This is a genomic window from Streptomyces sp. NPDC058663 (assembly GCF_042716745.1).
In the GTDB taxonomy this organism is placed as follows: Bacteria; Actinomycetota; Actinomycetes; order Streptomycetales; family Streptomycetaceae; genus Streptomyces.
In genome coordinates, this window is the sequence record NZ_JBHXRV010000002.1 from 89,186 (window position 1) to 112,598 (window position 23,413).

Below are 23,413 nucleotides of genomic sequence, written 5' to 3' on the forward strand. Positions count from 1 at the left end.
CAGAGGGGTGTGGCGATGGCCATCGAGGACAACCCGGTCTCCCGGAAGAAGTACGGCGAGGAACTGAAGCGCCGCCGCGAGGAGATGGGCCTCACTCAGGAGGAACTGAGCGAGATCACGATCATCTCCCGTACGCACATCGCGCACATGGAGGCAGGCCGCCGCCGGCCCAACAGGGAAGACGCGCGCCGCCTCGACAAGGCGTTGGGCGGCGGGAACTTCTTCGAGGAGTTCCTGCCGGCGCTGGACGGCAGGGCCGTGGCGGAACACTTCAAGGAGGCCCTGGAGTTCGAGGGCCAGGCGACCGTCATCCGCGAATACGCGCCGAAGCTGGTGCCGGGGCTGCTCCAGACGGAGGAGTACGCGCGGGAGGTGCTCAACTCGGGTGCGGCGCCGAAGAGCGACACGGAGGGTGCTGACCTACTTGCCACACGTCTCAGCCGCGCTCGCATTCTCGACGATTTCGACTCCCCGTTGTACTGGGCGATGCTCGACGAGGCGGTTCTACGGCGTCCGATCGGCGGGCCAACGGTGATGTGTCGCCAGCTGCGTCACATTGCGGACCTGGGTGACAGCCGACGCATCCGCGTTCATGTGCTCCCCTTCGCAGTGGGTGCCCATTCGCTGCTGGAAGGCTTCGTCTCGCTCATGTGGTTCGACGACCTTCCACCCATCGCCTACACGGAGAGCCTCAGGTCCGGCCGGGTATGGGAACTTCCCTCCGTCGTACGGCAATGCCAGGTGTCCTACGATCATGCTTTGGGCGATGCCCTGTCGCATCGGAAGTCCCTGGCGCTGCTCAGGTCTGTCGCGGAGGATTACGAACATGAAGCGCTCCAAGCAGACCATCCCTGACGCCTCGCACCTGACCGGCTGGCGCAAGTCCTCGTACAGCGGCGGGAGCAGCGGCGAGTGCCTCGAAGTCAACGACGCCTGGCGCAAGTCCTCGTACAGCGGCGGCAACAGCGGCGACTGCCTCGAAGTTAGTGACTCCGCCAGCCCCGCCCACGTCCCCGTTCGCGACAGCAAGAACCCCGCCGGCCCGGCCATCCTCTTTCCGGCCGTCGCGTGGAGCCGATTTGTCGACTCGCTCAAGTAGTCGTCCGCGGGCGGCAGCGCAGGACGCATCCCGTACTGCCGCCCGCTCCGCCCTCACTTGGCCGCGCTGCCCACCACTCGCGTCGGCGTGATGCGTACGGTCAGCCGCACGTCCTTCGCCGGCAGGTTCAGGTACTCCTCGCCCGCCCCGGGCCCCTCGTACTTCTCGGCGAGTGCGACGGCGACCTTGCGGCCCTCGTCCTCGGTGATGGTGGCCCGGCCACGGACCTCCAGGTAGTTGTCGGAGTCGGCCACATCGTAGATGCACAGGCTGACCCGGGGGTCGCGGCGCATGTTCTTCTCCTTGGCGCGGCCCGCCTGGGTGGAGATGAGCAGCTCGTCACCTTCACGGGCGACCCAGACCACGGAGGTCTGCGGGCTGCCGTCCGCGTTGAGGGTGGCGAGGACGGCACAGCTGCGGCCGTCGAGGAGCTTGCGCGCGGTTGCACTCAGCGAAGTGGTCGAGGTATTCGCGGTGTTGGACATGATCGCGAGCTTAGGACGTGCCGTGACGCGCTGATCGTGCTGGACGTGCTGGACGTGCTGGACGTGCCCATGCCACGGCAGGAATCCTTCGCGAAGGTGTAAGTCCGGGCGCCCGCTCCACACATACGGGGTGGAGGGGATGTGATTCCAATCGACGACGAGCAGTCGTACACGGACTCCTACCGGCTGCACTTCGCCGCCGTGGAGTCCTACGTGCGCCGACGTGTGCGTGCCGACGCGGTGCCGGACGTGGTGGCGGAGGTATTCACCGTGGCGTGGCGGCGTTGGCACGAGGCTCCTCGCGAGCGGCTGCTGCCGTGGCTGTACGGGGTGGCACGGCTGACGCTGGCCAACGCGTACCGCGACGAGAGGCGCCGCCAGTTGCTCACGGACACTCTGACCCGGGCCGTGACGGAGCACGTCGAGGGTGACCATGCGGCGGACGTGTCCGAACGCCTGCTGATCGCGGCGGCTTTCGAGGTGATGCGTCCCGCAGACCAGGAGGTACTGCGGCTGGACATCTGGGAGGGACTGGCGCCGAGGGACGCGGCGACGGTGCTGGGGTGCACGACGGCGGCGTTCCACGTACGGCTGCACCGGGCGCGGCGCCGATTCCGGCAGGCGCTGGCATCCACCGAGACGCCTCCACGACCCACGGCGGTTCTCGCGGAAGCGGAATGGGGGACCAGATGAAGGACCACTCGTACAGGACGCTGAAGTCGATCGACCCGGCCAGGGACACCGGCACGGGCGCGCGCACGGCCACCGCCCCCGAGGCAGGGGCGGGGTCAGGGGCTGGCGTACGGGACGGCTGGCGCGCCACGCGGCTCGGCCGTGACCGGCTGCTGGAGCAGATTCTCCGCTCCCGCCGTGAGTTGCCCGCGGCCGCACCCCGCCCGGCGCGCAGGTGGCGGTGGTCGGTGGCGGGAGTGGCGGTCGCCACGTCGCTGGCGCTCGCGGTGTCCGCCTACACGATGATCGGACCTTCGCCTCAGCCTGCGCAGGCCGTCACCCCGCCCGCCCTCGGCTACCGGGCCGGCAACCAGTCGCCGCAGCTGGTGCTGGGCCGTCTCGCCGCCGCGGCCCGCAAGGACACCTCTACCGTGCCGGCCGGAGCCACCGTGCGCCTCAAGCACGAGAGCTGGTCCCTGTCGACGCGGGTCGACGGCTTCCAGGTGCGCTCGGCAGTCGTACCGGAGGAGCGGGAGACGTGGCGCAAGCCGGACGGTACCCAGCGGTGGAAGGCACGGACGAAGCCGCCGGTGTTCGACAACCCCGAGGAGAAGGAGGCCTGGGAGGACTCGGGCGCCGTCGGCGAGGACCCGGTGACCACGGAGGGCACCTCGACCGCCCCGGCCGGCTCACGGCCCGCTCCGGAGAACGCGCCGGGCATGGGCAAGTGGCTCCTGTCCAACCACGAGCAGAACTCGGGCTCCGGTGAACTCTTCGACTCCGTCACCGCACACCACCTCACCGAGTTCTGGAACGGGCGGCAGCGGGCCGCCCTGCTCGACCTCCTCGCGGCCCGGCCCGACGTCAAGTACCGGGGAACGGTCACGGACAGGTCCGGCCGTACCGGGCAGGCGGTGTACGTCGACTCCGACTACGGCGGGCTGCCCGGCCGGCACACCCTGATCTTCGACCCCGCCAACGGCAAGCTGCTCGCCTACGAGGAGGAACTCACCAGGACCGCCGGTGCGCTCAACGTGAAGATCCCCTCGGTGATCATGTACGTGAACTTCCTGACCGCACGGGCCGAGTGACCGCCAAGTGCCGTGTACGGCCGACGCCCCCCCGGGCGGTGGCGTCGGCCGCCCCACCACGGCGGCTGCGCAGCTGGAACGTGCCTTTCTGCTGCGCATGAATCCCTCCCGGCCGCGGGCCACTCACCCGGCAGCCACGAGATCCTCACCCGCGGCCGCCGCGAGCGTCGAGATGCTTTCACCTCAAACGCGGGTGGCTCGATTTCATCAGCAGTCCGCGGCGTACCGCCGTGCACCGTCGTGCACCGCAGTTCGTCAACCCGCACCCACTCGGCACTCCGACCCCCGTACGCTCGGTCACATGACACTCGCTCCACGTGGCCTGGCGGCCGCCATGGCCGTTGCCGCGGTCCTGCTACTGGCCGGCTGCAGCGCCGAACCGCCCACGCCCGACTCGGACAGGAAGAGCCTCAGCGCCGGACCCGTCCCCCTCAAGGCGGCACAGGTGGCCGAGCGGTTCCGTAAGGACGGGGGCGAGAAGGCGATCCAGGGGATCGACACGAGCAAGGCCGCCGAAGGTGTGCCGCAGGTGACCGTGTGGTCCACCGACAGGCAGAGCGACGGCGCGCACTTCGACAAGCTGCGGCCCGCACTGGAGGCGTACTTGAAGGAGAAGGAGGGCTTCAAGGCGCCCAAAGGTTACTTCATCGACATTTTCGGTGGCGACGGCAAGCTGCTGCACCGGTTCGACACCACCTGACACCCCCGCACGGACAAAGGCAGGGAAAGGTGACGCTGCGCGCGGGCGAGGTATGGAAAGGGTAAAGCTTTCGGTTTCCGCACATCCATATGCTCTTCACCTGCGTCACACACGCAGGCGACCTCCCCATGTGGTCGCCACTTCAGGGCATTTGGAGCATTTACCTTGAATACTGGCATCAAGACGATCAGTCGCATATCGGCGACTCTCGTCACCGCCGGGTCGGTCATAGCCACCGGGGTCTTCGTCGCCCCGGCCGCGCAGGCCGCCGCACCCAAGGCGCCGTCGATCGTCGCCAAGGGCGGTTTCCTGATGGACGCCGCTTCGGGGCGTACGTACTTCGGGAAGTACGCCGACACCCGGCTGTCCACGGGTTCCACGACCAAGATCATGACCGCCCGGGTGGTGCTCGGCGCCAAGGGTCTCAACCTGGACACCAAGGTCACGATCGACAAGGCGTACAGCGACTACATCGTCAGCCGGGGCGCCTCGTCGGCGCGGCTGATCGTCGGCGACAAGGTGAGCGTGCGGCAGCTGCTGTACGGGCTGATGCTGCCGTCCGGCTGCGACGCGGCGTACGCGCTGGCGGACAAGTTCGGTGCGGGCTCGACGCGGGCGGCACGCGTGAAGTCGTTCATCGGGAAGATGAACGCCACCGCACAGAGCCTCGGCATGAAGAACACCCGCTTCGACTCGTTCGACGGCATCAGCAACGGCGCCAACTACTCGACGCCGCGCGACCTTTCCAAACTGGCCGTCAACACGCTGAAGAACAGCCACTTCCGCGCGATCGTGAAGACGAAGTCGACCACGCAGCGGGTGACCACCAGGAACGGTGGCTACCGCAACATGGCGTGGACCAACACCAACAAGCTGCTCGGCACCTACAGCGGTGCCATCGGCGTGAAGACCGGCTCCGGCAAACAGGCCAAGTACTGCCTGGTCTTCGCCGCCACCCGCGGCAAGCGCACGGTGGTCGGCGCGGTTCTCGCCTCGACCAACGAGGTCAACCGCACGGCCGACGCGAAGAAGATCATGGACTACGGCTTCAAGCTCTGATCCGGCTCCGCACCGCTCGCTCCCACAGGGGTGGGGCGCCCACCTCGGTGGGCGTCCCGCCCTTTTGCGTGGGCCCGCATCGCCGGCGGGACCCGGCGAGCTACAGGCTTTCGCGTACCGCCGCGATCAGCGCCAGTGCCCTCGGGTCTGCCGTGACCCCGGTGCGCAGGCCGTTGGTGACGTACCCCAGAGCGATGCCGGACTCCGGGTCGGCGAAGCCGAGGGAGCCGCCTCTGCCCGGGTGGCCGAAGGAGCCGGGGCCCAGGAGCGGGGAGGCCGAACCGTGCAGCATGAAACCGAGGCCGAAGCGGGTGTTGACCACCAGGACCCGGTCGGGGCCCGAGGACTCCTCGGTGCGGGCGAGGGTGAGCGTCGCGGGGGCGAAGAGGCGCGGGCCGTCGTCGACGGCCCCGATCATCGCGGCGTAACAGCGGGCCAGGGCGCGGGCGGTGGAGATGGCGCCGGAAGCGGGGAGTTCGGCGGCGCGGTAGGCGGGGTCGTTCTCGTCGGGGAGCGGGTCGATGGCGGCGAACGCCCTGCTGGTCAGCGACGCGGGGTCGGCGTAGGCGTCGCTGACCGCGCGCTTGGGGCGGAGCCTGAGGCCCCCGGGGGTGCTGGGTTCCTCGATGCGGCCGATGCGGCCGACACGGTGCGACTCCTCCTGGGGCAGCCCGATCCAGAAGTCCAGGCCGAGCGGGCGGGCGATCTCCTCGGCGACCCAGCGGCCGATGGTGCGGCCGGTGACGCGGCGGACGAGTTCGGCGGCCAGGAAGCTGTAGGTCTGGGCGTGGTAGCCGTGGTCGGTGCCGGGCTCCCACTGCGGGGCCTGGGCGGCGACCGCGCGCGCACCCGATTCGCCGTCGCACGCCTCGGCGGGTGTCAACGGCCGGTCCAGCGCCGGGATTCCGGCCCGGTGCGAGAGCAGGTGGCGTACCCGCACGCGTTCCTTGCCCGCCGCCTTGAACGCGGGCCAGTACGTTCCGACGGGCGCGTCGAGGTCGATCTGGCCCCGCTGGTGGAGCAGGAGCGGGACGGCGGCGGCTATGCCCTTGCCGGCCGAGCGGACCACCTGGGCGGTGTCCAGCGCCCACGGGTCGCCGCCGTCGACGTCGCGGGTGCCGCCCCAGAGGTCGGCGACCTTGCGGCCGTGCCGGTAGACGGCGACGGCCGCACCGCGCTCGCCACGCTGGCGGAAGTTCCGTACGAAGGCGTCCCTGACCGGCTCGAAACCGGTCGCCACCGTGCCCTGGACGTCCACGCACACCACTCCCACTCACACCCGGCACCGACTTGTCCGCCCCCATGGTGCAACGCGTCACCCCGCGGCCCGGTCCCGCCCCCACGCTTGTCTCCTGCGGCCGGTCGCGGGCAGGACGCGGGCCGGCCCGTTCACGGGCGGCGTACAGGGGTACCCGCTGTGACCAGAGACCAAATATGTGACATTAGGCATTAAATGCCACGCATATTTTCATTTCGCACAGGGGATGACGACAAACAGACAAAGACGTACCGAACGATGACGACGCGCAGCGCGCAGGACGACGACGTGAAGGAGCCGGGCCCATGTCCCGCACCGCCGAGGAGCCCGCCGTGACCGGACCCGCGCAGCCCGTACAGCGCGCGTTCGAAGTGCATCTGCGCGGCCGGCTGATCACCGACGCCGCCGTCAGTCCCCGCATCCCGGTCGCACTGCGTCACGACCCGGCGTCCGACCCGCGCGCGGTGAGCGTGGTGCTGCCGACCGCGGAGCCCGGTCAGGACCGCGGCCGCCGGCAGGACCGCACGGTGTGGACCTTCCCGCGCGCCCTCCTCGAAGCGGGCCTGCGCACCCCCGCCGAACAGGGCGACGTACGGATCTGGCCGTGCGGCCGGGTCCAGGCGGTGCTGGAGCTGCACACGGCACGCGGGGTGGCCCTCGTACAGCTCGACTGCGCACCGGTGGTCAGCTTCCTGCGCCGCACCTACGGCTAGACGTACATACGGATACCCCTACGTACGTGTGGACCGGCGTGGGCGGGGATGTCCCGCGGTGTGCGTACCGGGAGAGATCCGGCCGTACGAGTTGCCGGGGCCCTGGTGCGCGGAAAGCATTGGGGCATGCGAGTGCCCATGAACGACGACGCCGAGCAGCCCCACGGTCCCGCGCATCCCGATCCTGAGCATCCCGGCCCCGGGCCCACCGCCCCGGGGCATCCCGTCCCCGCGGCCGCCGCCCCCGGCTACCTGCGCTTCCCGCACCTGCACGGCGACACCCTCGCCTTCGTCGCCGAGGACGACCTCTGGGTGGCGCCGCTCGCCGCCGCCGGTGAGACGCCGGGGCGGGCCTGGCGGCTCACCGTCGACCGGACGCGGGTGGGGCACCCGCGCTTCTCGCCCGACGGCAGCCTGCTCGCGTACACGACCTGGCGCAGCCTGGATCCGGAGGTCCACGTCGTCCCGGTCGAGGGCGGCCCGTCGCGACGGCTGTCCTACTGGGGTTCGGTGGACGCACGGGTGTGCGGCTGGACACCGGAGGGGAACGTCCTCGCGGTCTCCTCGCACAACCAGCCGTTCTCGTACTTCTCCTGGGCGTACTCGCTGCCCGTCAACGGCAGCCCCGGCGGCAGGCTCCCGTGGGGGCCGGTCTCCGGCATCGCGGTCTCGGACGCCCTGCCCGGCTGCGACGGCGAACGGCGCACCCTCCTGCTGACCGGAAAGCCGCCGCACGAGCCGGCCGCCTGGAAGCGTTACCGGGGCGGCGCCACCGGCCGGCTGTGGCTGCACGGCGACCGGCTGCTGCCGGACCTGAACGGGCATCTCGACTGCCCGATGTTCGTCGGTGACCGGATCGCGTTCCTTTCCGACCATGAAGGCATCGGAAACCTTTACTCCTGCCGCACCGACGGCAGTGACCTACGTCGACATAGCGACCATGACGCGTTCTACGCCCGGCACGCATCCTCGGACGGCGCACGGGTGGTGTACCAGTGCGCGGGTGAGCTGTGGCTGGTCGACGACCTGTCGCCGGGCGCCCGTCCCCGCAAGCTGGAGGTACGGCTGGGAGGCCCGCGCACCGGGCGGCGCGGCTACCAGGTACAGGCCGCCGGCCACGTCGGCGGCCTCGCGGTGGACACCACGGGCCGGGCGAGCGCGGTGTCGGTGCGCGGCAGCCTGTACTGGCTGACCCACCGCGACGGTCCGGCCCGCACCATCTCCGACACCCCCGGGGTGCGGGTGCGGCTGCCGGAGATGCTGGGGGCCAGCGGGCAGGTCGCGTTCGTGACGGACACCGAGGGCGAGGACGCCGTCGAGATCGCCTACCTGCCGCGCGCGGCCGGCGCCCGCGCCCCGCGCCGTCTCGCCTCCGGCCAGCTGGGCCGCGTACACGAGATGGTGTCGGACCCGGAGGGCGAGCGGATGGCCATCGCCTCGCACGACGGTCGTCTGCTGCTGCTGAACGTGACCGAGGGCGAGGAGTCCCTGACCGAGCTGATCCGCTCGGTCAACGGTCCGGTGCGCGACCTCGCGTTCTCCCCGGACGGCGCGTGGCTGACCTGGTCGCACCCCGGCATCGGCCGCTCGCTGCGGCAGATCAAGATGGCGCGGATCAACGACAGCCTGATCGTGGACGTCACCAACGGCCGTTTCGAGGACGAGAACCCGGTCTTCACCAGCGACGGCCGCTACCTCGCCTTCCTGTCCTGGCGCGGCTTCGACCCGGTGTACGACGTGCACACCGGCGACCTGTCCTTCCCGCTGGGCTGCCGCCCTTACCTCGTCCCTCTCTCCTCGGCGACCCCCTCCCCCTTCGCGCTCTCCCCCGACGGGCGGCCCGCGGCGGGCGGCCTGGACCCGGTGGAGGCGGCGGAGGGCGACGGCACGGTGACGGTCGAGGTCGAAGGGCTGCCCGCCCGGGTGACCCCCTTCCCGGTCGCCGCCTCCAAGTACTCCTCGCTGTCGGCGGTGAGCAGCGGCGGACTGGTGTGGCTGCGCTGGCCGATCTCGGGCGCGCTGGGCGAGACGTTCGCGAACCCCGCCGACACCTCCGGGCGTCCCACCCTCGAACACTTCGACCTCGTCAAGGCCCGCAGGACGGAACTGGCCGACGACCTGGAGTGGTTCGCGATCAGCGGCGACGGCACGCGGCTGGTGATCGTCGAGGACGGCGACCTGCGTGCCGTCCCGGCCACCGAGCGCGCCGACAACGACACCACCGTCCACCTCGACATGCGGCGCATCCTGCACGACGTGGACCCGGGCGCGGAGTGGCGGCAGTCCTACGAGGAGGCCGGCCGGATCGTCCGGGCGTACTTCTGGGAACCGCAGCTGGGCGGCATCGACTGGGACGCGGTCCTCGCCCAGTACCGTCCCCTGGTCGAACGTGTCGCCTCCCCCGACGAGTTCGCCGACCTCCTGCGCGAGGTGCTGGGCGAGCTGGGCACGTCGCACGCATACGTGGCTCCCGCACGCCGCAACGAGGGGCCGCCGCACTACCAGCGCGCCATGGGTCTCCTCGGCGCCAACTTCTACGTCAAGGACGGCAACTGGACGCTCTCCCGGATCCTCCCGGGCGACTCCTCCGACTCCAAGGCACGCTCCCCCCTCGCGGGCACCGGCATCCGGGTCGGCGCGGTCCTCACGCATGTCGACGGCCGCCCGGTGGACCCGGTCGCCGGCCCCTTCCCGCTGCTGTCGGCGGCCGGCGGTACGACGGTCGAACTGACCTTCCTCCCCGAGGTCCCCGAAGGCAGCGAGGCCCGGCCGCGCCGGGTCGCCGTCGTACCCCTCGTCGACGAACGCCCCCTGCGCTACCAGGACTGGGTGGCCAAACGCCGTGAGGTCGTACGGGCCCTGAGCGGCGGCAAGTGCGGCTATCTGCACATCCCCGACATGGGCGGCTCGGGCTGGGCCCAGTTCAACAGGGACCTGCGCCTGGAGGTCTCCCGCCCCGCCCTGATCGTCGATGTCCGCGGCAACGCCGGCGGCAACATCAGCGAACTGGTCATCGAGAAGCTCACCCGCCGCATCCTCGGCTGGGACCTGACCCGCGACGCCCAGCCGATCTCGTACGCCTCGAACGCCCCGCGCGGCCCGGTGGTCGCCCTCGCCGACGAGGCCACGTCCTCCGACGGCGACATGATCGCCGCCGCTTTCCGCCTGCTCGCGCTGGGCCCGGTCGTCGGCCAGCGCACCTGGGGCGGAGTCGTCGGCATGACCGGCCGCCACCCCCTGGGCGACGGCACGGTGATCACCGTGCCGATGAACGCGGCCTGGTTCGACGAGTACGGCTGGTCGGTCGAGAACCACGGCGTCACCCCCGACGTGCCCTCGCTGCGCACTCCGCTGGACTGGGCGGAGGGCCGCTACGCGCAGCTCGACGACGCGGTCCAGGTCGCCCTCGACCTCCTGGCCGCCTCCCCTGCGGCCACCCCGCCCGACTACTCCTCGGTCCCGGACAAACGCCGCCCGAAACTACCGCCGCGGTAGATCCGGCGCGGGGTGGGTGGCCGCCGTACCCGGCCGCCACCCGCCCCTGTCTGCCGGCCCCTATCCCAGGCCGGCCGAGTGCTGGCGTGTCGACTCGTCGGCCGCTCCCCCGGCGCCGACCAGCCCCTTGCTCACGCCGCCCAGCCGGGGGGCGAACCGTTTCATCTCGCGCTGGCCCACGGTCCCGATGATGCCCGGCAGGTACCCGCGCACGGACTGCATCCCGCGCAGCCACCACTGCGCGTACACGTGCGAGGACCGCCGCTCGATGCCGGCGACGATGCGGTCCACGGCCGGCCCCAGGGGGTACGTGCGGTTGGCGGGCCACGGCAGCCGCTGCCGCAGCTCCCGCATCACGTCGTTCTCGTCCGCGCCACGCACCATGTCCGTGTCCGTCCAGGACAGGTAACCGACGCCGACCCGGACTCCCTTGTAACCGACCTCCGCACGCAGACAGTGCGCGAACGCCTCCACCCCCGACTTCGAGGCGCAGTACGCGCTCATCATCGGCGCCGGGGTGATCGCGGCCAGTGACGCGATCTGCAGGAAGTAGCCGCGGCTCTCCATCAGTACGGGCAGGAACGCCCGGGCGGTCACCGCGCCCCCCACCAGATTCACTTCGATGACCCGCCGCCAGGCTTCCGGGTCGGAGTCGACGAAGGGACCGCCGGACGCGACACCCGCGTTGGCGACCACGATGTCGACTTTTCCGAACCGCTCCTTGACCTCATCGGCGACCCGCGCCATCGCCTCGTGGTCGGTGACGTCGGCGTACCACCAGTCGCACTCGGTGTGCAGCCGGCCCGTGACGTCCTTCAGCTGTTCGGGCTCCAACCCGACCAGGGCGACGTTCGCCCCGCGCGCGGACAGCTTCCGCGCCAGCAGCTCACCGACTCCCCGCGCTGCCCCCGTGACGACGGCGACCTGTCCCTCAAGGCTGTAGCTCACGCGACTCCCTCCCGTACATCCTCATCAGTAGCGGCATCGCCAGCAGCGACGCCGCTGACACCAACCCCGTCAACAACGACGCCGTCAGCAGCAACCTCGCCAATAGCGACATATCGACTCATCAGCTCACGGATCCTGCCGGTCACCAGCTCCGGCGCCTCCACCGGTGTCATGTGACCGACCCCGGTGAGCACCGTCAGCCCCAGTGACTGCGGCAGCGCGGCTTCGATCTCCCGCGCCTGCGACGGCGGCGTCAACCGGTCATCGGCACCCGCCACCACCGCAACCGGCACCCGCAGCTCACGCACACCTGCCGAGAGTTCGAGTTCCGCCAGGACGTGCGACCAGGCCACCCGCACCCCCGGCGGGCACGCGTGTACGATCCGCGCGCACTCCGCGACCCGCGCCGGCGACGCCCCGCGCCCCATCGTGGCGTACTTCAGTACGGCCCTGGAGAGGGGCGTCACCGGTCCGAGCGGCGCCCGCGCACCGAACACGGCCCTGGTGAGCCGGGTCCGCAAGTCCCCCGCGCGCATCGGCAGCACCAGCGCCTCACCGACCAGCCGCGAACTGCCCGTGCTGCACAGCAGTACCGCCGCCGCATGCTCCACGACGCCCGGCCTGCCCGCCGCCGCCATGATCGTCATACCGCCCATGGAGTGTCCCGCCAGCACTGCCTTCTCGCCGGGCGCGAGTGTGGCGGCGAGCACCGCTTCGAGGTCGTCGGCGAGCGCGTCGGTCGAGCAGGTGACCGACGCGGGCGTCCGTCCGTGCCCGCGCTGGTCGTACGCGATGACGCGGAACTCCCGGGCCAGCTCCCGCACCTGTGCGTCCCAGAAGCGGATGGAGCACGTCCACCCGTGGACCAGCACCACCGCCGGCGCACTCTCCGGCCCGTACATCTCGACGTGCAGCCGTGCGCCGTCGGCGGAAGTGACGGTCAGTTCCCGCACGTCCAGTCCGAGATCACGCCGCCGGCCGTTCTCACGCGTCCTCCCCCGCCCGCTCATGCGACGGCCTCCTCGACATCGGCGGTCTCCGCCGCAGGCGCCGCCGCCCGCACCACCTCGTACTCCGCGAGGTTGACCTCGCGGGTCGCCCGCCGGAACTCCGAGGTTGTTCCCGGCCATACAGTCGTATTGCGGCCGTTGGCGTCCAGATACCAGCTGTCGCAGCCGCCGGTGTTCCACACGGTGCGCTTCATCCGCTCCTGCACCCGCCGGTTCCACGCGCCGACCGCCGAAGGCCGGGCGGTCAGCGCCACCCGTCCGCCCAGCACGTTCAGCTGACGCATGTAGTCGGCCAGGTAGTTCAGCTGCGCCTCGATCATCAGGATCATCGACGAATTGCCGAGGCCGGTGTTCGGGCCGATGATCGTCATCCAGTTCGGGAAGCCGACGGCGCTGGCGCCGCGCAGCGACTCCATGCCGCCCTTCCACGCCTCGGCGAGGGTGATCCCCTCGGCGCCCACCACCCGGTCGGCGATCGGCATGTCGGTGACGTGGAAACCGGTGCCGAAGATGATCGCGTCGACCTCGGCCTCCGTACCGTCGGCGGCGAGAAGCGTCGACCCGCGCACCTCGCTCAGCCCGGAGGCGACGACGTTGACGTTGTCCTTGGCGAGCGCCGGATAGTACGTACTGGACAGCAGGATGCGCTTGCAGCCGATGCGGTACGAGGGCGTCAGCCTGGCGCGCAGATCGGGGTCCTTGATGGCCTTGGCCATGTTCGCCTTGGCGATGTTCTCGACGAACCCGAGTTCGCCGGGGCGCTTGGTGAACGCGGACACCTGCAGTTCACGGATGCCCCACAGCAGCCGCCTCCTGGCGGTGCCGGTGAGCGGCACGGTGCGGTGCAGCCACCGTTCGGCCCCGCTGATCCCGCGGTCCATGCGCGGCATCACCCACGGCGGCGTGCGCTGGAACAGCGTCAGTTCGCTCACCTCGGGCTGGACCGCCGGCACGATCTGGATCGCGGACGCGCCGGTTCCGATCATCGCGACCCGCTTGCCCCTGAGGTCGTAGTCGTGGTCCCAGCGGGCGGAGTGGAAGACCTTGCCGGGGAAGGAGCCGAGGCCCGGGATGTCGGGCATCTTCGGGTCCGACAGCGGCCCGGTGGCCGAGACCACGACATCGGCGACGAGGGTCCTGCCGTTCGCCGTCTCGATCTTCCACCACAGCTGTTCGGCGTCCCAGGTCATCATCGTCACCTCGTGGCCGAGGCGGATGTGCGGACGCAGCCCGAAGGTGTCGGTGACCCTCTCCAGGTACGCCCTGATGTGCTCCTGGCCGGAAAAGGTGCGCGGCCACTCGGGATTGGGCGCGAAGGAGAACGAGTAGAGGTGGGAGGGCACGTCACAGGCGCATCCCGGGTAACTGTTGTCCCGCCAGGTTCCGCCGACCGAGTCGGCCCGCTCCAGGACGACGAAGTCGGTGATCCCTTCGCGGCGCAGCCGGACGGCGGCCCCCAGGCCCCCGAATCCGGACCCGATCACCGCCACTCGTACATGCTCGTGCTCGAATTCGGCCATGCCCGACGCCTCCCGCACTCACTTGCTCAACCTATGACGCTGCCAGCAATCACTGGCACGGTTCGGAGCGTAAGGCAGTGGCGTACTGATCGGTAGGGGTAGGACACGACAAGTTACCGGGGGTACGGCATAGGCTTCCGGCGTGGCAGAGGCAGAGAGGTCCAGAGAGCCGGGCGGCCAGCGCGCGAACGGCGACGGCCGACGGGGGCACACCCGGCAGGACGCGAAAGCCGTCGCACCCGGCGCGAGAAAAGTCGACACACCGAGGCCCGTCGAACCGGAAGCAGAAGCGGACGCACACGCGCCGCGTCCGACGGCCGCGACGCACGGCGCACCTGCGCCCGGCGCGGGATCCACCGACCCCACCGACGGCGCTGACTCCACCGGCCCTGCGGCCCCCGAAGAGACCCAAGCCCTCCGCGAGTACCGCATGGAGGAACTGGCCGAGGCCGCCGGCATCCCAGTGCGCACCCTGCGCTTCTACCGCGAGCGCAAGCTCATCCCGCCGCCGCGGCGCGAAGGCCGCATCGCCTGGTACAACGACCACCACCTGGCCCGCCTGCGCACCATCACCGCCCTCCTGGAACGCGGTCACACCCTCACCGGTATCGCCGACCTCGCCTCCACCTTCGACAGCGGCCGCGACGTGGGCGAACTCCTCACCCTGGGCGAGGTCACCGAGGAAACCCCGGTCCGCCTGACTCCCGAACAGCTCGCCGACTACTTCGAGGGCGAGGTCACCCCCGAGAACCTCGCGTCCGCCATGGCGCTCGGCTATCTCGCCATCGACGGCGACGAGGTCGTACACGTCAGCCGTCGCCTGCTCGACGTATCGGCGGCGCTGGTCCGCGAGGGCATCCCCCTCTCGGAGGTGATGGCGGCCGGCCTCGCCGTCCGTGAGCACGCCGACGCACTCGCCCGTATCTTTATCGACTTGGTCGCCGCGCACGACGCCGACCCGCAGCGGCTGCGCCCCTTCGCCAAGAGCGTGGTGGAGGCCGAACTCTCGATGGCCCTGGACCGGCACCTGAGCAAGGGCTGACCCACCACGCCCCCGCCCGCCGTGCGGACCACAGGCCACACACCCGACAGCCAGCCAGGGCACAGGGCAGACAGGGCACAACGCACAGGGAGGCGACTCACCCGTACCGCCCGTACCGCCCGCAGCCCGCATGCCCCCTGCTAGCCGTAGACGACGGTCACCGGCGCATGGTCGCTCCACCTCTCCCCGTGGCTGGCCGCGCGCTCCACCCGTCCCTCAAGGGCACGCACCGCCAGGCCGAGGGTCGCGATCTGGTAGTCGATCCGCCAGCCGGTGTCGTTATCGAAGGCCCGCCCCCGGTACGACCACCACGAGTACGGCCCCTCCACCCCCGGGTGCAGCTTGCGTACGACGTCGACGTACCCCGCCTCCTCGAAGACCCGGGTCAGCCACTCACGTTCCTCCGGCAGGAACCCCGAGGCCTTCCGGTTCCCCTTCCAGTTCTTCAGGTCGGCTTCCTGGTGCGCGATGTTCCAGTCGCCGCACACCACCACCTCGCGGCCGGCCTCAGCCGCCCGGGCCTTCAGTCCCACCAGGTACATCAGGAACTCGTCCATGAAGCGGTACTTCTCATCCTGCCGCTCGGTCCCGACCTCCCCGGAAGGCAGGTACAGACTGGCGACGGTCACCCCTTCCAGATCCACTTCCACATACCGCCCGCTCGCATCGAACTCGGCGCTCCCGAAGCCGATCTGCACCCGCTCCGGCTCCTCGCGCGTGTACAGCGCCACCCCGGCCCGCCCCTTGGCGGCTGCGGGAGCGAGCACCACGTGCCACCCCTCGGGCGCCCGCACTTCCTCGGGCAACTGCTCGGTCTCGGCCCGTACCTCCTGGAGGCACACGACGTCCGCCTTGGTCTCCGCCAGCCACGGCACGAAGCCCTTCTTGGCGGCGGCGCGCAGTCCATTCACATTCACAGTGGTCACAGTCAGCATCCGAAAACCCTACCGACCTGCGCACGCTCGGCCCTCCGTACGCTCCTCCCATGGAAATCCGCTCTGTCGCCTACGACCACCCCGACGCAGTCAAACTCAACGACCAGGTCCAGCTCGAATACACCGAGCGCTACGGCGAGCAGGACCTCACCCCGCTCGACCCGGCCATGTTCGCCCCGCCCCACGGGCTCTATCTGATCGCGTACGACGACGAGGGCTTTCCCGTCGCGACCGGCGGCTGGCGCGCCCAGCGGGCGGGCGAGGAGAACTACGCCGACGGCGACGCCGAACTCAAGCGGATGTACGTCGCCCCCACCGCGCGTGGCCTGGGCCTGGCCCGTCGCCTCCTCGGCCTGCTGGAAGCCGACGCGCGTGCCGCGGGCCGGCTGCGCATGGTTCTGGAGACCGGTACCGAACAGCCCGAGGCCATATCCCTCTACTCCTCGGCGGGCTACACCCCGGTGCCGCAGGCGGAACGTTTCGGCCTCTACCGCCACACCGACGAGAGCCGTTGCTTCACCAAGCCCCTGACGTAACGCACCTCACACCACCCGCACATGGATGCGCAAAAGGAGGGGCCGGCCTCCCGGCCGGCCCCTCCTTCCTCTCAACTCCTGTCACACATGCAGAAGATCCCGCCCGATCTTTCGATCGGACGGGATCTTCTGTGTTGTTGTGGACCTGTGGGGATTTGAACCCCAGACCCCCTCGATGCGAACGAGGTGCGCTACCAGACTGCGCCACAGGCCCTTGCAACGAGTGAAACTCTAGCACCTCTCCGGGGGTGCTTGGAAATCCGTTCCGAGGCCCCCACCTGCGGCGGATTCACTCATTGGCTGCTCGGGGCCGTTCTTCGTCGTCGTACTGGTCGAAGAGCGGGGTGCGGCCGCGGTCGCGCGAGCGGCGGCCTGTCTGCGGACGCCGCTGGGGCGAGGAGGAACCGGAGGCGGACGAGTCCGAAGGGGCCGCCGGGTCCGCGGCAGGGGTCGCGGGGTCGGCGGTGCTGGACCGGGCGGAGCTCCAGGTTCCGGGGGCGCCGAGGTCGAGGTCACCGGTGGCGCGCGGGGCGACCGGGGCGGTGACGTACGTGGGGAGCGGGACGGGAACCGGCTCCCAGCTCTCCCCGCGGGCGGCGCCGCGTTCACGCTCGCGCTGCTGGTCGACCCACTCCGCGTGGTCGGTCTGCTCGACCAGGGCGCGGCGGCCGGCCTCCTGCGGGGAGAGCGCGGGCGCGGGCTCCGGTTCGGGGCGCTCGTCGGACTCGGCGCGGTGGTGCTGCTGCCCGGGGGCGGCCGAATGCTGCTGCGAAGCAGGGCGGCGGACCTGCTGAGTGCGCTGCTCGCGCAGCCGCTGGGCGGCGAGTTCGGCGCGGCGGCGGTCCATGGTGAAGGCGAACCGGCGCTTCTCCTGCCCGCGCAGATGCACGATGTACGCACTGAGCAGGACGGCCGGGATGCCGGGCGCCCACAGGTACCGGAGCCCGCCGACCGCGGCGACGACCGCACCCAGCGTGAACGCGGCGAAGAGCAGCACGGTGGTACGGCGCCGGCGGGCGAGCACCTTCGTACGGCGGGCCCGCTCGGCGGACGCCGGGGACGGGGCCGCGGGAGCGGCGGAACGGGAGCGGCGGGACTGATCGCGCGACGCCTGCTGGTCACGCCCAGCCTCGCGGCCGGGCTGCGGGTCGCGCCCGGCGTGCTGCTCACGTGCGGACTGCTGATCGCGTACGGCCTGCTGGTCGCGCGCGGCCTCGCGGGGCTGGTCGCGCACCTGCTCGCGCGACGGTTCCCGTACGCCCTGTTCGCGTCCCGCCTGCTCGCGTGCCTGCGGGTCCCGGACCTGAGCCTTCACCTGAGGACGAGGCTGCTCCCCGGCGGCGAGGCGTCCACCCCTGGACCGGGGCGCCGCGAAGTCGCGGACGTCGGCCGAGTCGGCCGCCGGGTCCGCACTGCTCGTGATGTCGGGATCGCTGGGCTCCGTGCCTTCCGTACCGCCCGGGCCGTCCGCACTCGCGGAGTCGCGCTGCTGGAGCTCCTTGGCGTACCGGCGCTCCATGGCCGCCCGTCCGGACAGCAGTCGGATGGCGGTGCTGAAGCGTTCCGTCGGGCGGGCCTCGTTGAGTTCGTCCTGCCTGCGGAGCCACATCGGCACCAAGTAGGCGGCCCAGGCCCCGACAATGACTGCGTAGATCAGGCCGCTGCTGCTCACACCTCACACCGTAGAGGTGTACGGAGGGGGCCATCCGCCAATTGGGCCGGTGTGTCGGACGTATCTGTCTGATATTCCGAACTTTTTTGACGTCCGGCATTGCAGCCACGATCGAATTCGAACACTTACTTCATTTCTGGGACGTGGAACGTCTCCGCCACCGGCCGAGGACGCCCTCGGGCACCTCTTCCGAGGTCAGCGCGAAGACCAGGTGATCGCGCCAGGCGCCGTCGATGTGCAGGTACCGCGGCCGCATCCCTTCCTCCCGGAAACCGAGTTTTTCCACGACGCGGCGGCTGGGGCCGTTCTCCGGGCGAATGCACACCTCTACGCGGTGCAGTCCGACGTTGCGGAAACAGTGATCGACGGCCAGGGCGACGGACGTCGGCATCACGCCCCGCCCGGCCACGTCCCGGTCGACCCAGTAGCCGACGTGACCGGAGCACATCGACCCCCAGGTGATGCCGGCGACGGTCAGCTGGCCGACAAGTCGACCTTGGTACTCGATGACGAACGGCAGCATCCGGCCGGCGTTCGCTTCCGCCCGCAGGTGACGGACCATTTGGCGGTACGTCGGCCGGTGCGCGACAGGACCCAGCGGCGCGGGCGGCGGGATGGTCGCCTCCCAGGGGCGGAGCCAGTCGCGGTTGCGCCGGTTGACCTCGCGCCAGGCCCGCTGGTCACGCAGTTTTATCGGGCGGAGGGTGATGTCGCCGTCCACCAGCACCACGGGCCAGGCCGAGCCGTTCAGCTGAGGCTCCCGGGGGGACCGTCCGGATCATCGGGGCCCGTGGGGCTTGCGGGACGCGAGGGGTCGGCAGGCCGCGGGAGGTCGGCCGGCCGCGGGTGGTCACCGCCGCGGAGCTGGTCGACGGCGTGCAGCAGGATCCGGTCGAGCACGGCGAGCCCGTCGCGGACACCGCCGGTCGAACCCGGAAGGTTGACGATCACCGTCGTACCGCCGCCCGCCACACCTGCCAGCCCTCGGGAGAGGGAGGCGGTGGGCACGTGCGGGCGGCCCTCGGCGCGGATGGCCTCCGGAATGCCCGGGATCTCGTGGTCCAGGACGTTGCGGGTGGCATCGGGGGTGCGGTCGGTGGGCGAGATACCGGTGCCACCGGTGGTGACGATGGCGTCGTACGCCGCCGCGATCCCGTCCCGCAGCGCCGCTTCCACGGGATCGCCGTCGGGAACGACGCGCGGCCCGTCGACCGTGAAACCCATCCGGGTCAGGCCCTCGGCGACGAGCGGGCCGCCCTTGTCGGCGTAGACACCGGCGGAAGCCCGGTTGGAGGCGGTGACCACCAGCGCCCGGTACGGCCGCACATCGGGCCCCGCGTGGGCCGGCGCACCCGGCACCTGCGACTGGTAACCGGGTTCGGAGACCGGCCCCGGCACCGGGGCGGGAGGTGCGTGCGCCTCGGAGGTGCGTGCGTCGGCGTCGGCGGACGCGTCGGGTGCGAGCGCGCTCGCCGGGTGAGCGCCGGCCTGGGGCGAGGAGGTCATGAGCGCGTCCAGTCGCCCGACTTGCCGCCGGTCTTCTCCTCGACGCGCACGTCGGTGATGACCGCGCCCTTGTCGACGGCCTTCACCATGTCGACAACGGTGAGCGCCGCGACCGTGACGGCCGTCATCGCCTCCATCTCGACACCGGTGCGGTCCGTGGTCCTCACGGTGGCGGTGATCTCCACCGCGTCGTCGGCGACCGACAGGTCCAGCGTGACGCCGGAGACCGCGAGCGGGTGGCACAGCGGGATCAGGTCCGGCGTGCGCTTGGCGCCCATGATGCCCGCGATGCGTGCGGTGGCCAGGGCGTCACCCTTGGGGACGCCCTCGCCCCGCAGCAGTTCGACGACGCGCGGCGACACGAGGACGCGTCCGCTCGCACGTGCCGTACGGGTGGTGACGTTCTTCTCGGAGACGTCGACCATCCGGGCCGCGCCCGCCTCGTCGATGTGCGTCAGCCTGCTGTGCGTACTCATTAACTCCGCCTCGCGTTCCGGCGCCGGTCGTTGCCTGGGCAGTCGTTGCCACGGCGCAGCGGCAGACACCGTACCGCCACCGGACGCTCACTGGGCGAGCAGGACCACCTCGACTTCCGCTCCCGGGTCGACGCTCCGCGTGTCCTCGGGGACGACGAGCAGGCAATCCGCGTGGGCGAGGGCGGCGATCAGGTGCGAGCCGGAGCCGCCCACGGGGGTGACCGTACCCGTGGCGACGTCGTACACCCCGCGCAGGAACTGGCGCTTTCCGGCGGGCGACGTCAGCGGCCCGTCGGCCGTGAGAGTGGCCCTGGCGGTCGGGCGGTGAACGTCCGGCAGTCCCCTCAGGGCACGGATCACCGGGCGTACGAACAGCTCGAAGGAGACGTAGGACGACACCGGGTTGCCGGGCAGGGCGAGGATCGGGGTGTGGTCGGGGCCGATCGAGCCGAAGCCCTGCGGCTTGCCCGGTTGCATGGCCAGCTTGCGGAAGTCGACACCGCTGCCCGCTTCGTCCTCGTCGCCGACGGAGGAGAGCGCCTCCTTGACGACGTCGTACGCGCCGACGCTGACTCCTCCGGTGGTGACGAGGAGGTCGGCGCGCACCAGCTGGTCCTCGATGGTGGCGCGCAGTTCGTCGGCGTCGTCGGTGACGGCGCCGACCCGGTAGGCGATGGCCCCGGCGGCGCGGGCGGCGGCGGTAAGGGTGAAGCTGTTGGAGTCGTAGATCTGGCCGGCGGCCAGCTTCTCACCGGGCTGGACCAGTTCCGAGCCGGTGGACATGACGACCACCCGCGGGCGCGGACGGACCAGCACGGTGGCCCGGCCGATCGCGGCGAGCAGGCCGATCTGGGGCGGGCCGAGCACCGTGCCCGCTTCGAGTGCCGTGTCGCCGGCCTTCACGTCGCTGCCCGCCGCGCGGACGTGCGCGCGGGCCTCGGCGGGCCGGTGCACACGGACCTCGCCGGTGGCGTCCTGCGGATTGGTTCCGGCGGACCGGAAGGTGGTGGCGGGGCCGCCACCACTGCCGCCGTCGGTCCACTCCACGGGCACGACGGCCTCGGCGCCCGGGGGCAGCGGCGCGCCGGTCATGATGCGCGCGGCCTCACCGGGACCGACCCTGAGCCGCTCCCGGCCCGTGGCCTCGTCCGCGTCGTCGAGGTCGCCGGAACCACCACCGAAGCCCGCCGCCACGTCGCCGATGACGGTGAGCACGGAGGGGAACTCCGTACTCGCGTCGGCGACGTCGGCCACTCGCACCGCGTATCCGTCCATCGAACTGTTGTCGAAGGGCGGGAGGGCGAGCGGCACGACGACGTCCTCGACCAGTACACAGCCCTGCGCGTCGGGGAGTTGGAGCTCGATCGGCTCCAACGGGCGGATCGCGCCGAGGACGTCGTCCAGGTGCTCGTCCACCGACCAGAGGTGGCCGGGGCCGCCGTCGCTGTGGTGGGCGCCGGCGGACGGTGCTTCGGTGGTGCTCACTTGCTACATCTCCTCGGTGACGTAACTGCGCAGCCAGGCCTTGAAGTCCGGGCCCAGGTCATCACGTTCGCATGCAAGTCTGACAATCGCCCGAAGATAGTCGCCGCGGTCCCCAGTGTCATAGCGCCGGCCCTTGAAGACCACGCCGTGGACGGGACCGCCCAGCTTCTCGTCGACCGCCAGCTTCTGGAGCGCGTCGGTGAGCTGGATCTCCCCGCCACGGCCCGGCTCGGTCTCCCGCAGTATGGCGAAGACGGCCGGGTCGAGGACGTAACGGCCGATGATCGCCAGGTTGCTGGGTGCCTCGCCGGGCTCGGGCTTCTCGACGAGACCGGTGACCCTGACGACGTCGCCGTCCGTCGTGTGCTCGACGGCCGCGCAGCCGTACAGGTGGATCTGCGCCGGATCGACCTCCATGAGGGCGATCACGCTGCCGCCGTGCTGCTCCTGGACCTCGACCATGCGGGCGAGGAGCGGGTCGCGCGGGTCGATCAGGTCGTCGCCGAGCAGAACCGCGAAGGGCTCCTCGCCGACGTGCGGGGCGGCGCACAGGACGGCGTGGCCCAGTCCCCTGGGGTCGCCCTGACGGACGTAGTGCATGGTCGCGAGGTCACTGGATTCCTGAACCTTGGCGAGACGTCCCGCGTCGCCCTTCTTGGTGAGGGCGGATTCCAGCTCGTAGTTGCGGTCGAAGTGGTCCTCGAGGGGACGCTTGTTGCGGCCGGTGACCATCAGTACGTCGGACAGTCCGGCCGCCGCCGCCTCCTCGACCACGTACTGGATGGCCGGCTTGTCGACAACCGGGAGCATCTCCTTGGGTGTCGCCTTGGTCGCCGGAAGGAAGCGGGTGCCGAGTCCCGCCGCCGGGATGACAGCCTTACTGATCCTGGGATGTACCTGAGTCATGACGGAACGATATCGGCTGTCTCGGCACGCTAGATCGGGTTCAAGCCTTTTGTTGGCTTATGAGCGGAATGCGTAGGTGAGTGATCGTGGGCGAAGCGGACATGGCGACAGGTGCGGCGGCAAAGGCCGCGCTGCGGCGTGCACTTCTCGGCCGAAGGCGTCTCTTGACCGATGAGGACGCACAGGAGGCGGCTGCGGTTCTCGCCGGACGGGCCCTGGAACTGCCCGAGCTCGCGGACGCGGGCACCGTCGCCGCGTACGTCTCCATCGGCCGCGAGCCCGGCACGCGCGTACTGCTCGACTCGCTCCGTGCGCGCGGGGTGCGCGTGCTGCTGCCGGTGCTGCTGGCCGACAACGACCTGGACTGGGCGGCGTACGAGGGCCTGCAGGCGCTGGAGCCGGCCGGGCGCGGCCTGCTGGAGCCGACCGGGCCGCGTCTGGGTGTGGATGCCGTACGGGAGGCGGACGCGGTGCTGCTGCCGGGCCTCGCGGTGGATGGGCGGGGGATGCGGCTGGGGCGTGGCGGCGGGTCCTACGACCGGGTGCTGGCGCGGCTGGAGCGCGCGCGCCGTCAAGCGCGGGAAACCCCGGGGGACGACCGGTCACAGGTGCAGGACCCGCCGCACGCGCGTACGCGTGCGCGCGTGGCCGCGGTGGGGGCTGCCCGGCTGGTGGTGCTGCTGTACGCGAACGAGGTGGTCGCGGAGGTTCCGGTGGAACCCCACGACCACCCCGTGCACGCGGTGGTGACGCCGGCCGGCGTCCGCAGGTTCGACTGAGCTCTACGGGTGCCCGCCAATTCGGC

Annotated in this window: 23 protein-coding genes and 1 tRNA gene; 11 read left to right on the forward strand and 13 right to left on the reverse strand. The window is 71.0% G+C overall.

Annotated elements, in window-relative coordinates; genetic code table 11:
• The first annotated feature begins 15 nt into the window (after window positions 1-15).
• Both ACFWVV_RS01655 and ACFWVV_RS01660 read left to right on the forward strand, forming a co-directional pair.
• Complete coding sequence (locus ACFWVV_RS01655; RefSeq protein WP_384342748.1) at window positions 16-855, forward strand: helix-turn-helix domain-containing protein; 840 nt, start codon at window positions 16-18, stop codon at window positions 853-855.
• Complete coding sequence (locus tag ACFWVV_RS01660; RefSeq protein WP_384342746.1) at window positions 827-1,099, forward strand: DUF397 domain-containing protein; 273 nt, start codon at window positions 827-829, stop codon at window positions 1,097-1,099. The genes ACFWVV_RS01655 and ACFWVV_RS01660 overlap by 29 nt, the downstream gene beginning before the upstream one ends.
• Before the next feature lie 53 nt (window positions 1,100-1,152).
• Here the strand turns inward: ACFWVV_RS01660 and ACFWVV_RS01665 are convergent, their stop codons facing one another.
• Window positions 1,153-1,584 (reverse strand): PPOX class F420-dependent oxidoreductase, encoded by a 432-nt coding sequence (locus ACFWVV_RS01665; RefSeq protein ID WP_384342744.1) that lies wholly within the window; start codon window positions 1,582-1,584, stop codon window positions 1,153-1,155.
• Window positions 1,585-1,725: 141 nt separating this feature from the next.
• Here ACFWVV_RS01665 and ACFWVV_RS01670 point away from each other — a divergent pair, with 141 nt between their 5' ends.
• The 4 genes from ACFWVV_RS01670 to ACFWVV_RS01685 all read left to right on the forward strand — a co-directional run bounded on the left by ACFWVV_RS01670 (window position 1,726) and on the right by ACFWVV_RS01685 (window position 5,106).
• Window positions 1,726-2,277, forward strand: a complete 552-nt coding sequence (locus ACFWVV_RS01670; protein WP_384342742.1) for an RNA polymerase sigma factor — start codon at window positions 1,726-1,728, stop codon at window positions 2,275-2,277.
• Window positions 2,262-3,347 carry a CU044_5270 family protein gene (locus ACFWVV_RS01675; RefSeq protein WP_384342740.1) on the forward strand — a complete coding sequence of 362 codons (1,086 nt, stop codon included), beginning with the start codon at window positions 2,262-2,264 and terminating at the stop codon, window positions 3,345-3,347. The genes ACFWVV_RS01670 and ACFWVV_RS01675 overlap by 16 nt, the downstream gene beginning before the upstream one ends.
• A 301-nt stretch (window positions 3,348-3,648) precedes the next feature.
• Window positions 3,649-4,047: a hypothetical protein gene (locus ACFWVV_RS01680; RefSeq protein WP_384342738.1), complete on the forward strand. Its 399-nt coding sequence runs from the start codon at window positions 3,649-3,651 to the stop codon at window positions 4,045-4,047.
• Window positions 4,048-4,212: 165 nt separating this feature from the next.
• Complete coding sequence (locus tag ACFWVV_RS01685; RefSeq protein WP_384342736.1) at window positions 4,213-5,106, forward strand: D-alanyl-D-alanine carboxypeptidase family protein; 894 nt, start codon at window positions 4,213-4,215, stop codon at window positions 5,104-5,106.
• A gap of 100 nt (window positions 5,107-5,206) precedes the next feature.
• Here the strand turns inward: ACFWVV_RS01685 and ACFWVV_RS01690 are convergent, their stop codons facing one another.
• Window positions 5,207-6,364 (reverse strand): serine hydrolase domain-containing protein, encoded by a 1,158-nt coding sequence (locus ACFWVV_RS01690; RefSeq protein WP_384342734.1) that lies wholly within the window; start codon window positions 6,362-6,364, stop codon window positions 5,207-5,209.
• 305 nt (window positions 6,365-6,669) lie between these two features.
• On the opposite strand from ACFWVV_RS01690, the gene ACFWVV_RS01695 reads away from it, so the two are divergent.
• Together ACFWVV_RS01695 and ACFWVV_RS01700 are read left to right on the forward strand one after the other, a co-directional pair.
• A complete protein-coding gene (locus ACFWVV_RS01695) occupies window positions 6,670-7,077 on the forward strand; it encodes an SsgA family sporulation/cell division regulator (protein ID WP_384342732.1) in 408 nt (135 codons plus the stop codon).
• Window positions 7,078-7,203: 126 nt separating this feature from the next.
• Window positions 7,204-10,572 (forward strand): S41 family peptidase, encoded by a 3,369-nt coding sequence (locus tag ACFWVV_RS01700; protein WP_384342730.1) that lies wholly within the window; start codon window positions 7,204-7,206, stop codon window positions 10,570-10,572.
• 60 nt (window positions 10,573-10,632) lie between these two features.
• Here ACFWVV_RS01700 and ACFWVV_RS01705 read toward each other — a convergent pair whose 3' ends face one another.
• From ACFWVV_RS01705 to ACFWVV_RS01715, 3 genes are read right to left on the reverse strand one after another with little or no spacing between them, the layout of a single operon-like run.
• On the reverse strand, window positions 10,633-11,520 hold the full coding sequence (locus ACFWVV_RS01705; protein WP_384342728.1) for an SDR family oxidoreductase: 888 nt from the start codon (window positions 11,518-11,520) through the stop codon (window positions 10,633-10,635).
• On the reverse strand, window positions 11,517-12,530 hold the full coding sequence (locus ACFWVV_RS01710; RefSeq protein WP_384342726.1) for an alpha/beta fold hydrolase: 1,014 nt from the start codon (window positions 12,528-12,530) through the stop codon (window positions 11,517-11,519). Before ACFWVV_RS01710 ends, ACFWVV_RS01705 begins: the two co-directional genes overlap by 4 nt.
• Entirely contained in the window at window positions 12,527-14,050 is a 1,524-nt protein-coding gene (locus ACFWVV_RS01715; RefSeq protein ID WP_384342724.1) for a flavin-containing monooxygenase, read from the reverse strand. The genes ACFWVV_RS01710 and ACFWVV_RS01715 overlap by 4 nt, the downstream gene beginning before the upstream one ends.
• A gap of 430 nt (window positions 14,051-14,480) precedes the next feature.
• Between ACFWVV_RS01715 and ACFWVV_RS01720 the strand changes: the two genes are divergently transcribed.
• On the forward strand, window positions 14,481-15,092 hold the full coding sequence (locus tag ACFWVV_RS01720; protein WP_384342896.1) for a MerR family transcriptional regulator: 612 nt from the start codon (window positions 14,481-14,483) through the stop codon (window positions 15,090-15,092).
• Between the two features lie 140 nt (window positions 15,093-15,232).
• Here ACFWVV_RS01720 and ACFWVV_RS01725 read toward each other — a convergent pair whose 3' ends face one another.
• Window positions 15,233-16,027, reverse strand: coding sequence for an exodeoxyribonuclease III (locus ACFWVV_RS01725; protein ID WP_384342722.1), 795 nt, complete (start codon window positions 16,025-16,027; stop codon window positions 15,233-15,235).
• Between the two features lie 50 nt (window positions 16,028-16,077).
• Here ACFWVV_RS01725 and ACFWVV_RS01730 point away from each other — a divergent pair, with 50 nt between their 5' ends.
• Complete coding sequence (locus ACFWVV_RS01730) at window positions 16,078-16,563, forward strand: GNAT family N-acetyltransferase (protein WP_384342720.1); 486 nt, start codon at window positions 16,078-16,080, stop codon at window positions 16,561-16,563.
• Window positions 16,564-16,703: 140 nt separating this feature from the next.
• Here ACFWVV_RS01730 and ACFWVV_RS01735 read toward each other — a convergent pair.
• From ACFWVV_RS01735 to galU, 7 genes are all read right to left on the reverse strand, one after another.
• Window positions 16,704-16,777 (reverse strand) — tRNA-Ala (locus ACFWVV_RS01735).
• A gap of 75 nt (window positions 16,778-16,852) precedes the next feature.
• Complete coding sequence (gene glpR, locus ACFWVV_RS01740; protein ID WP_384342718.1) at window positions 16,853-18,235, reverse strand: gephyrin-like molybdotransferase receptor GlpR; 1,383 nt, start codon at window positions 18,233-18,235, stop codon at window positions 16,853-16,855.
• A 130-nt stretch (window positions 18,236-18,365) separates the two neighbouring features.
• Window positions 18,366-18,965, reverse strand: a complete 600-nt coding sequence (locus tag ACFWVV_RS01745) for a GNAT family N-acetyltransferase (protein ID WP_384342716.1) — start codon at window positions 18,963-18,965, stop codon at window positions 18,366-18,368.
• A 17-nt stretch (window positions 18,966-18,982) separates the two neighbouring features.
• Window positions 18,983-19,594, reverse strand: coding sequence for a molybdenum cofactor biosynthesis protein B (locus ACFWVV_RS01750; protein WP_384342894.1), 612 nt, complete (start codon window positions 19,592-19,594; stop codon window positions 18,983-18,985).
• Window positions 19,595-19,737: 143 nt separating this feature from the next.
• Window positions 19,738-20,217 (reverse strand): cyclic pyranopterin monophosphate synthase MoaC, encoded by a 480-nt coding sequence (moaC, locus tag ACFWVV_RS01755; RefSeq protein ID WP_384342714.1) that lies wholly within the window; start codon window positions 20,215-20,217, stop codon window positions 19,738-19,740.
• 87 nt (window positions 20,218-20,304) lie between these two features.
• Window positions 20,305-21,702 carry a gephyrin-like molybdotransferase Glp gene (gene glp, locus ACFWVV_RS01760; RefSeq protein ID WP_384342712.1) on the reverse strand — a complete coding sequence of 466 codons (1,398 nt, stop codon included), beginning with the start codon at window positions 21,700-21,702 and terminating at the stop codon, window positions 20,305-20,307.
• 3 nt (window positions 21,703-21,705) lie between these two features.
• Window positions 21,706-22,608 (reverse strand): UTP--glucose-1-phosphate uridylyltransferase GalU, encoded by a 903-nt coding sequence (galU, locus tag ACFWVV_RS01765; RefSeq protein WP_384342710.1) that lies wholly within the window; start codon window positions 22,606-22,608, stop codon window positions 21,706-21,708.
• A gap of 101 nt (window positions 22,609-22,709) precedes the next feature.
• On the opposite strand from galU, the gene ACFWVV_RS01770 reads away from it, so the two are divergent.
• Window positions 22,710-23,387, forward strand: a complete 678-nt coding sequence (locus ACFWVV_RS01770) for a 5-formyltetrahydrofolate cyclo-ligase (RefSeq protein WP_384342892.1) — start codon at window positions 22,710-22,712, stop codon at window positions 23,385-23,387.
• The last annotated feature ends 26 nt before the right edge of the window (window positions 23,388-23,413 follow it).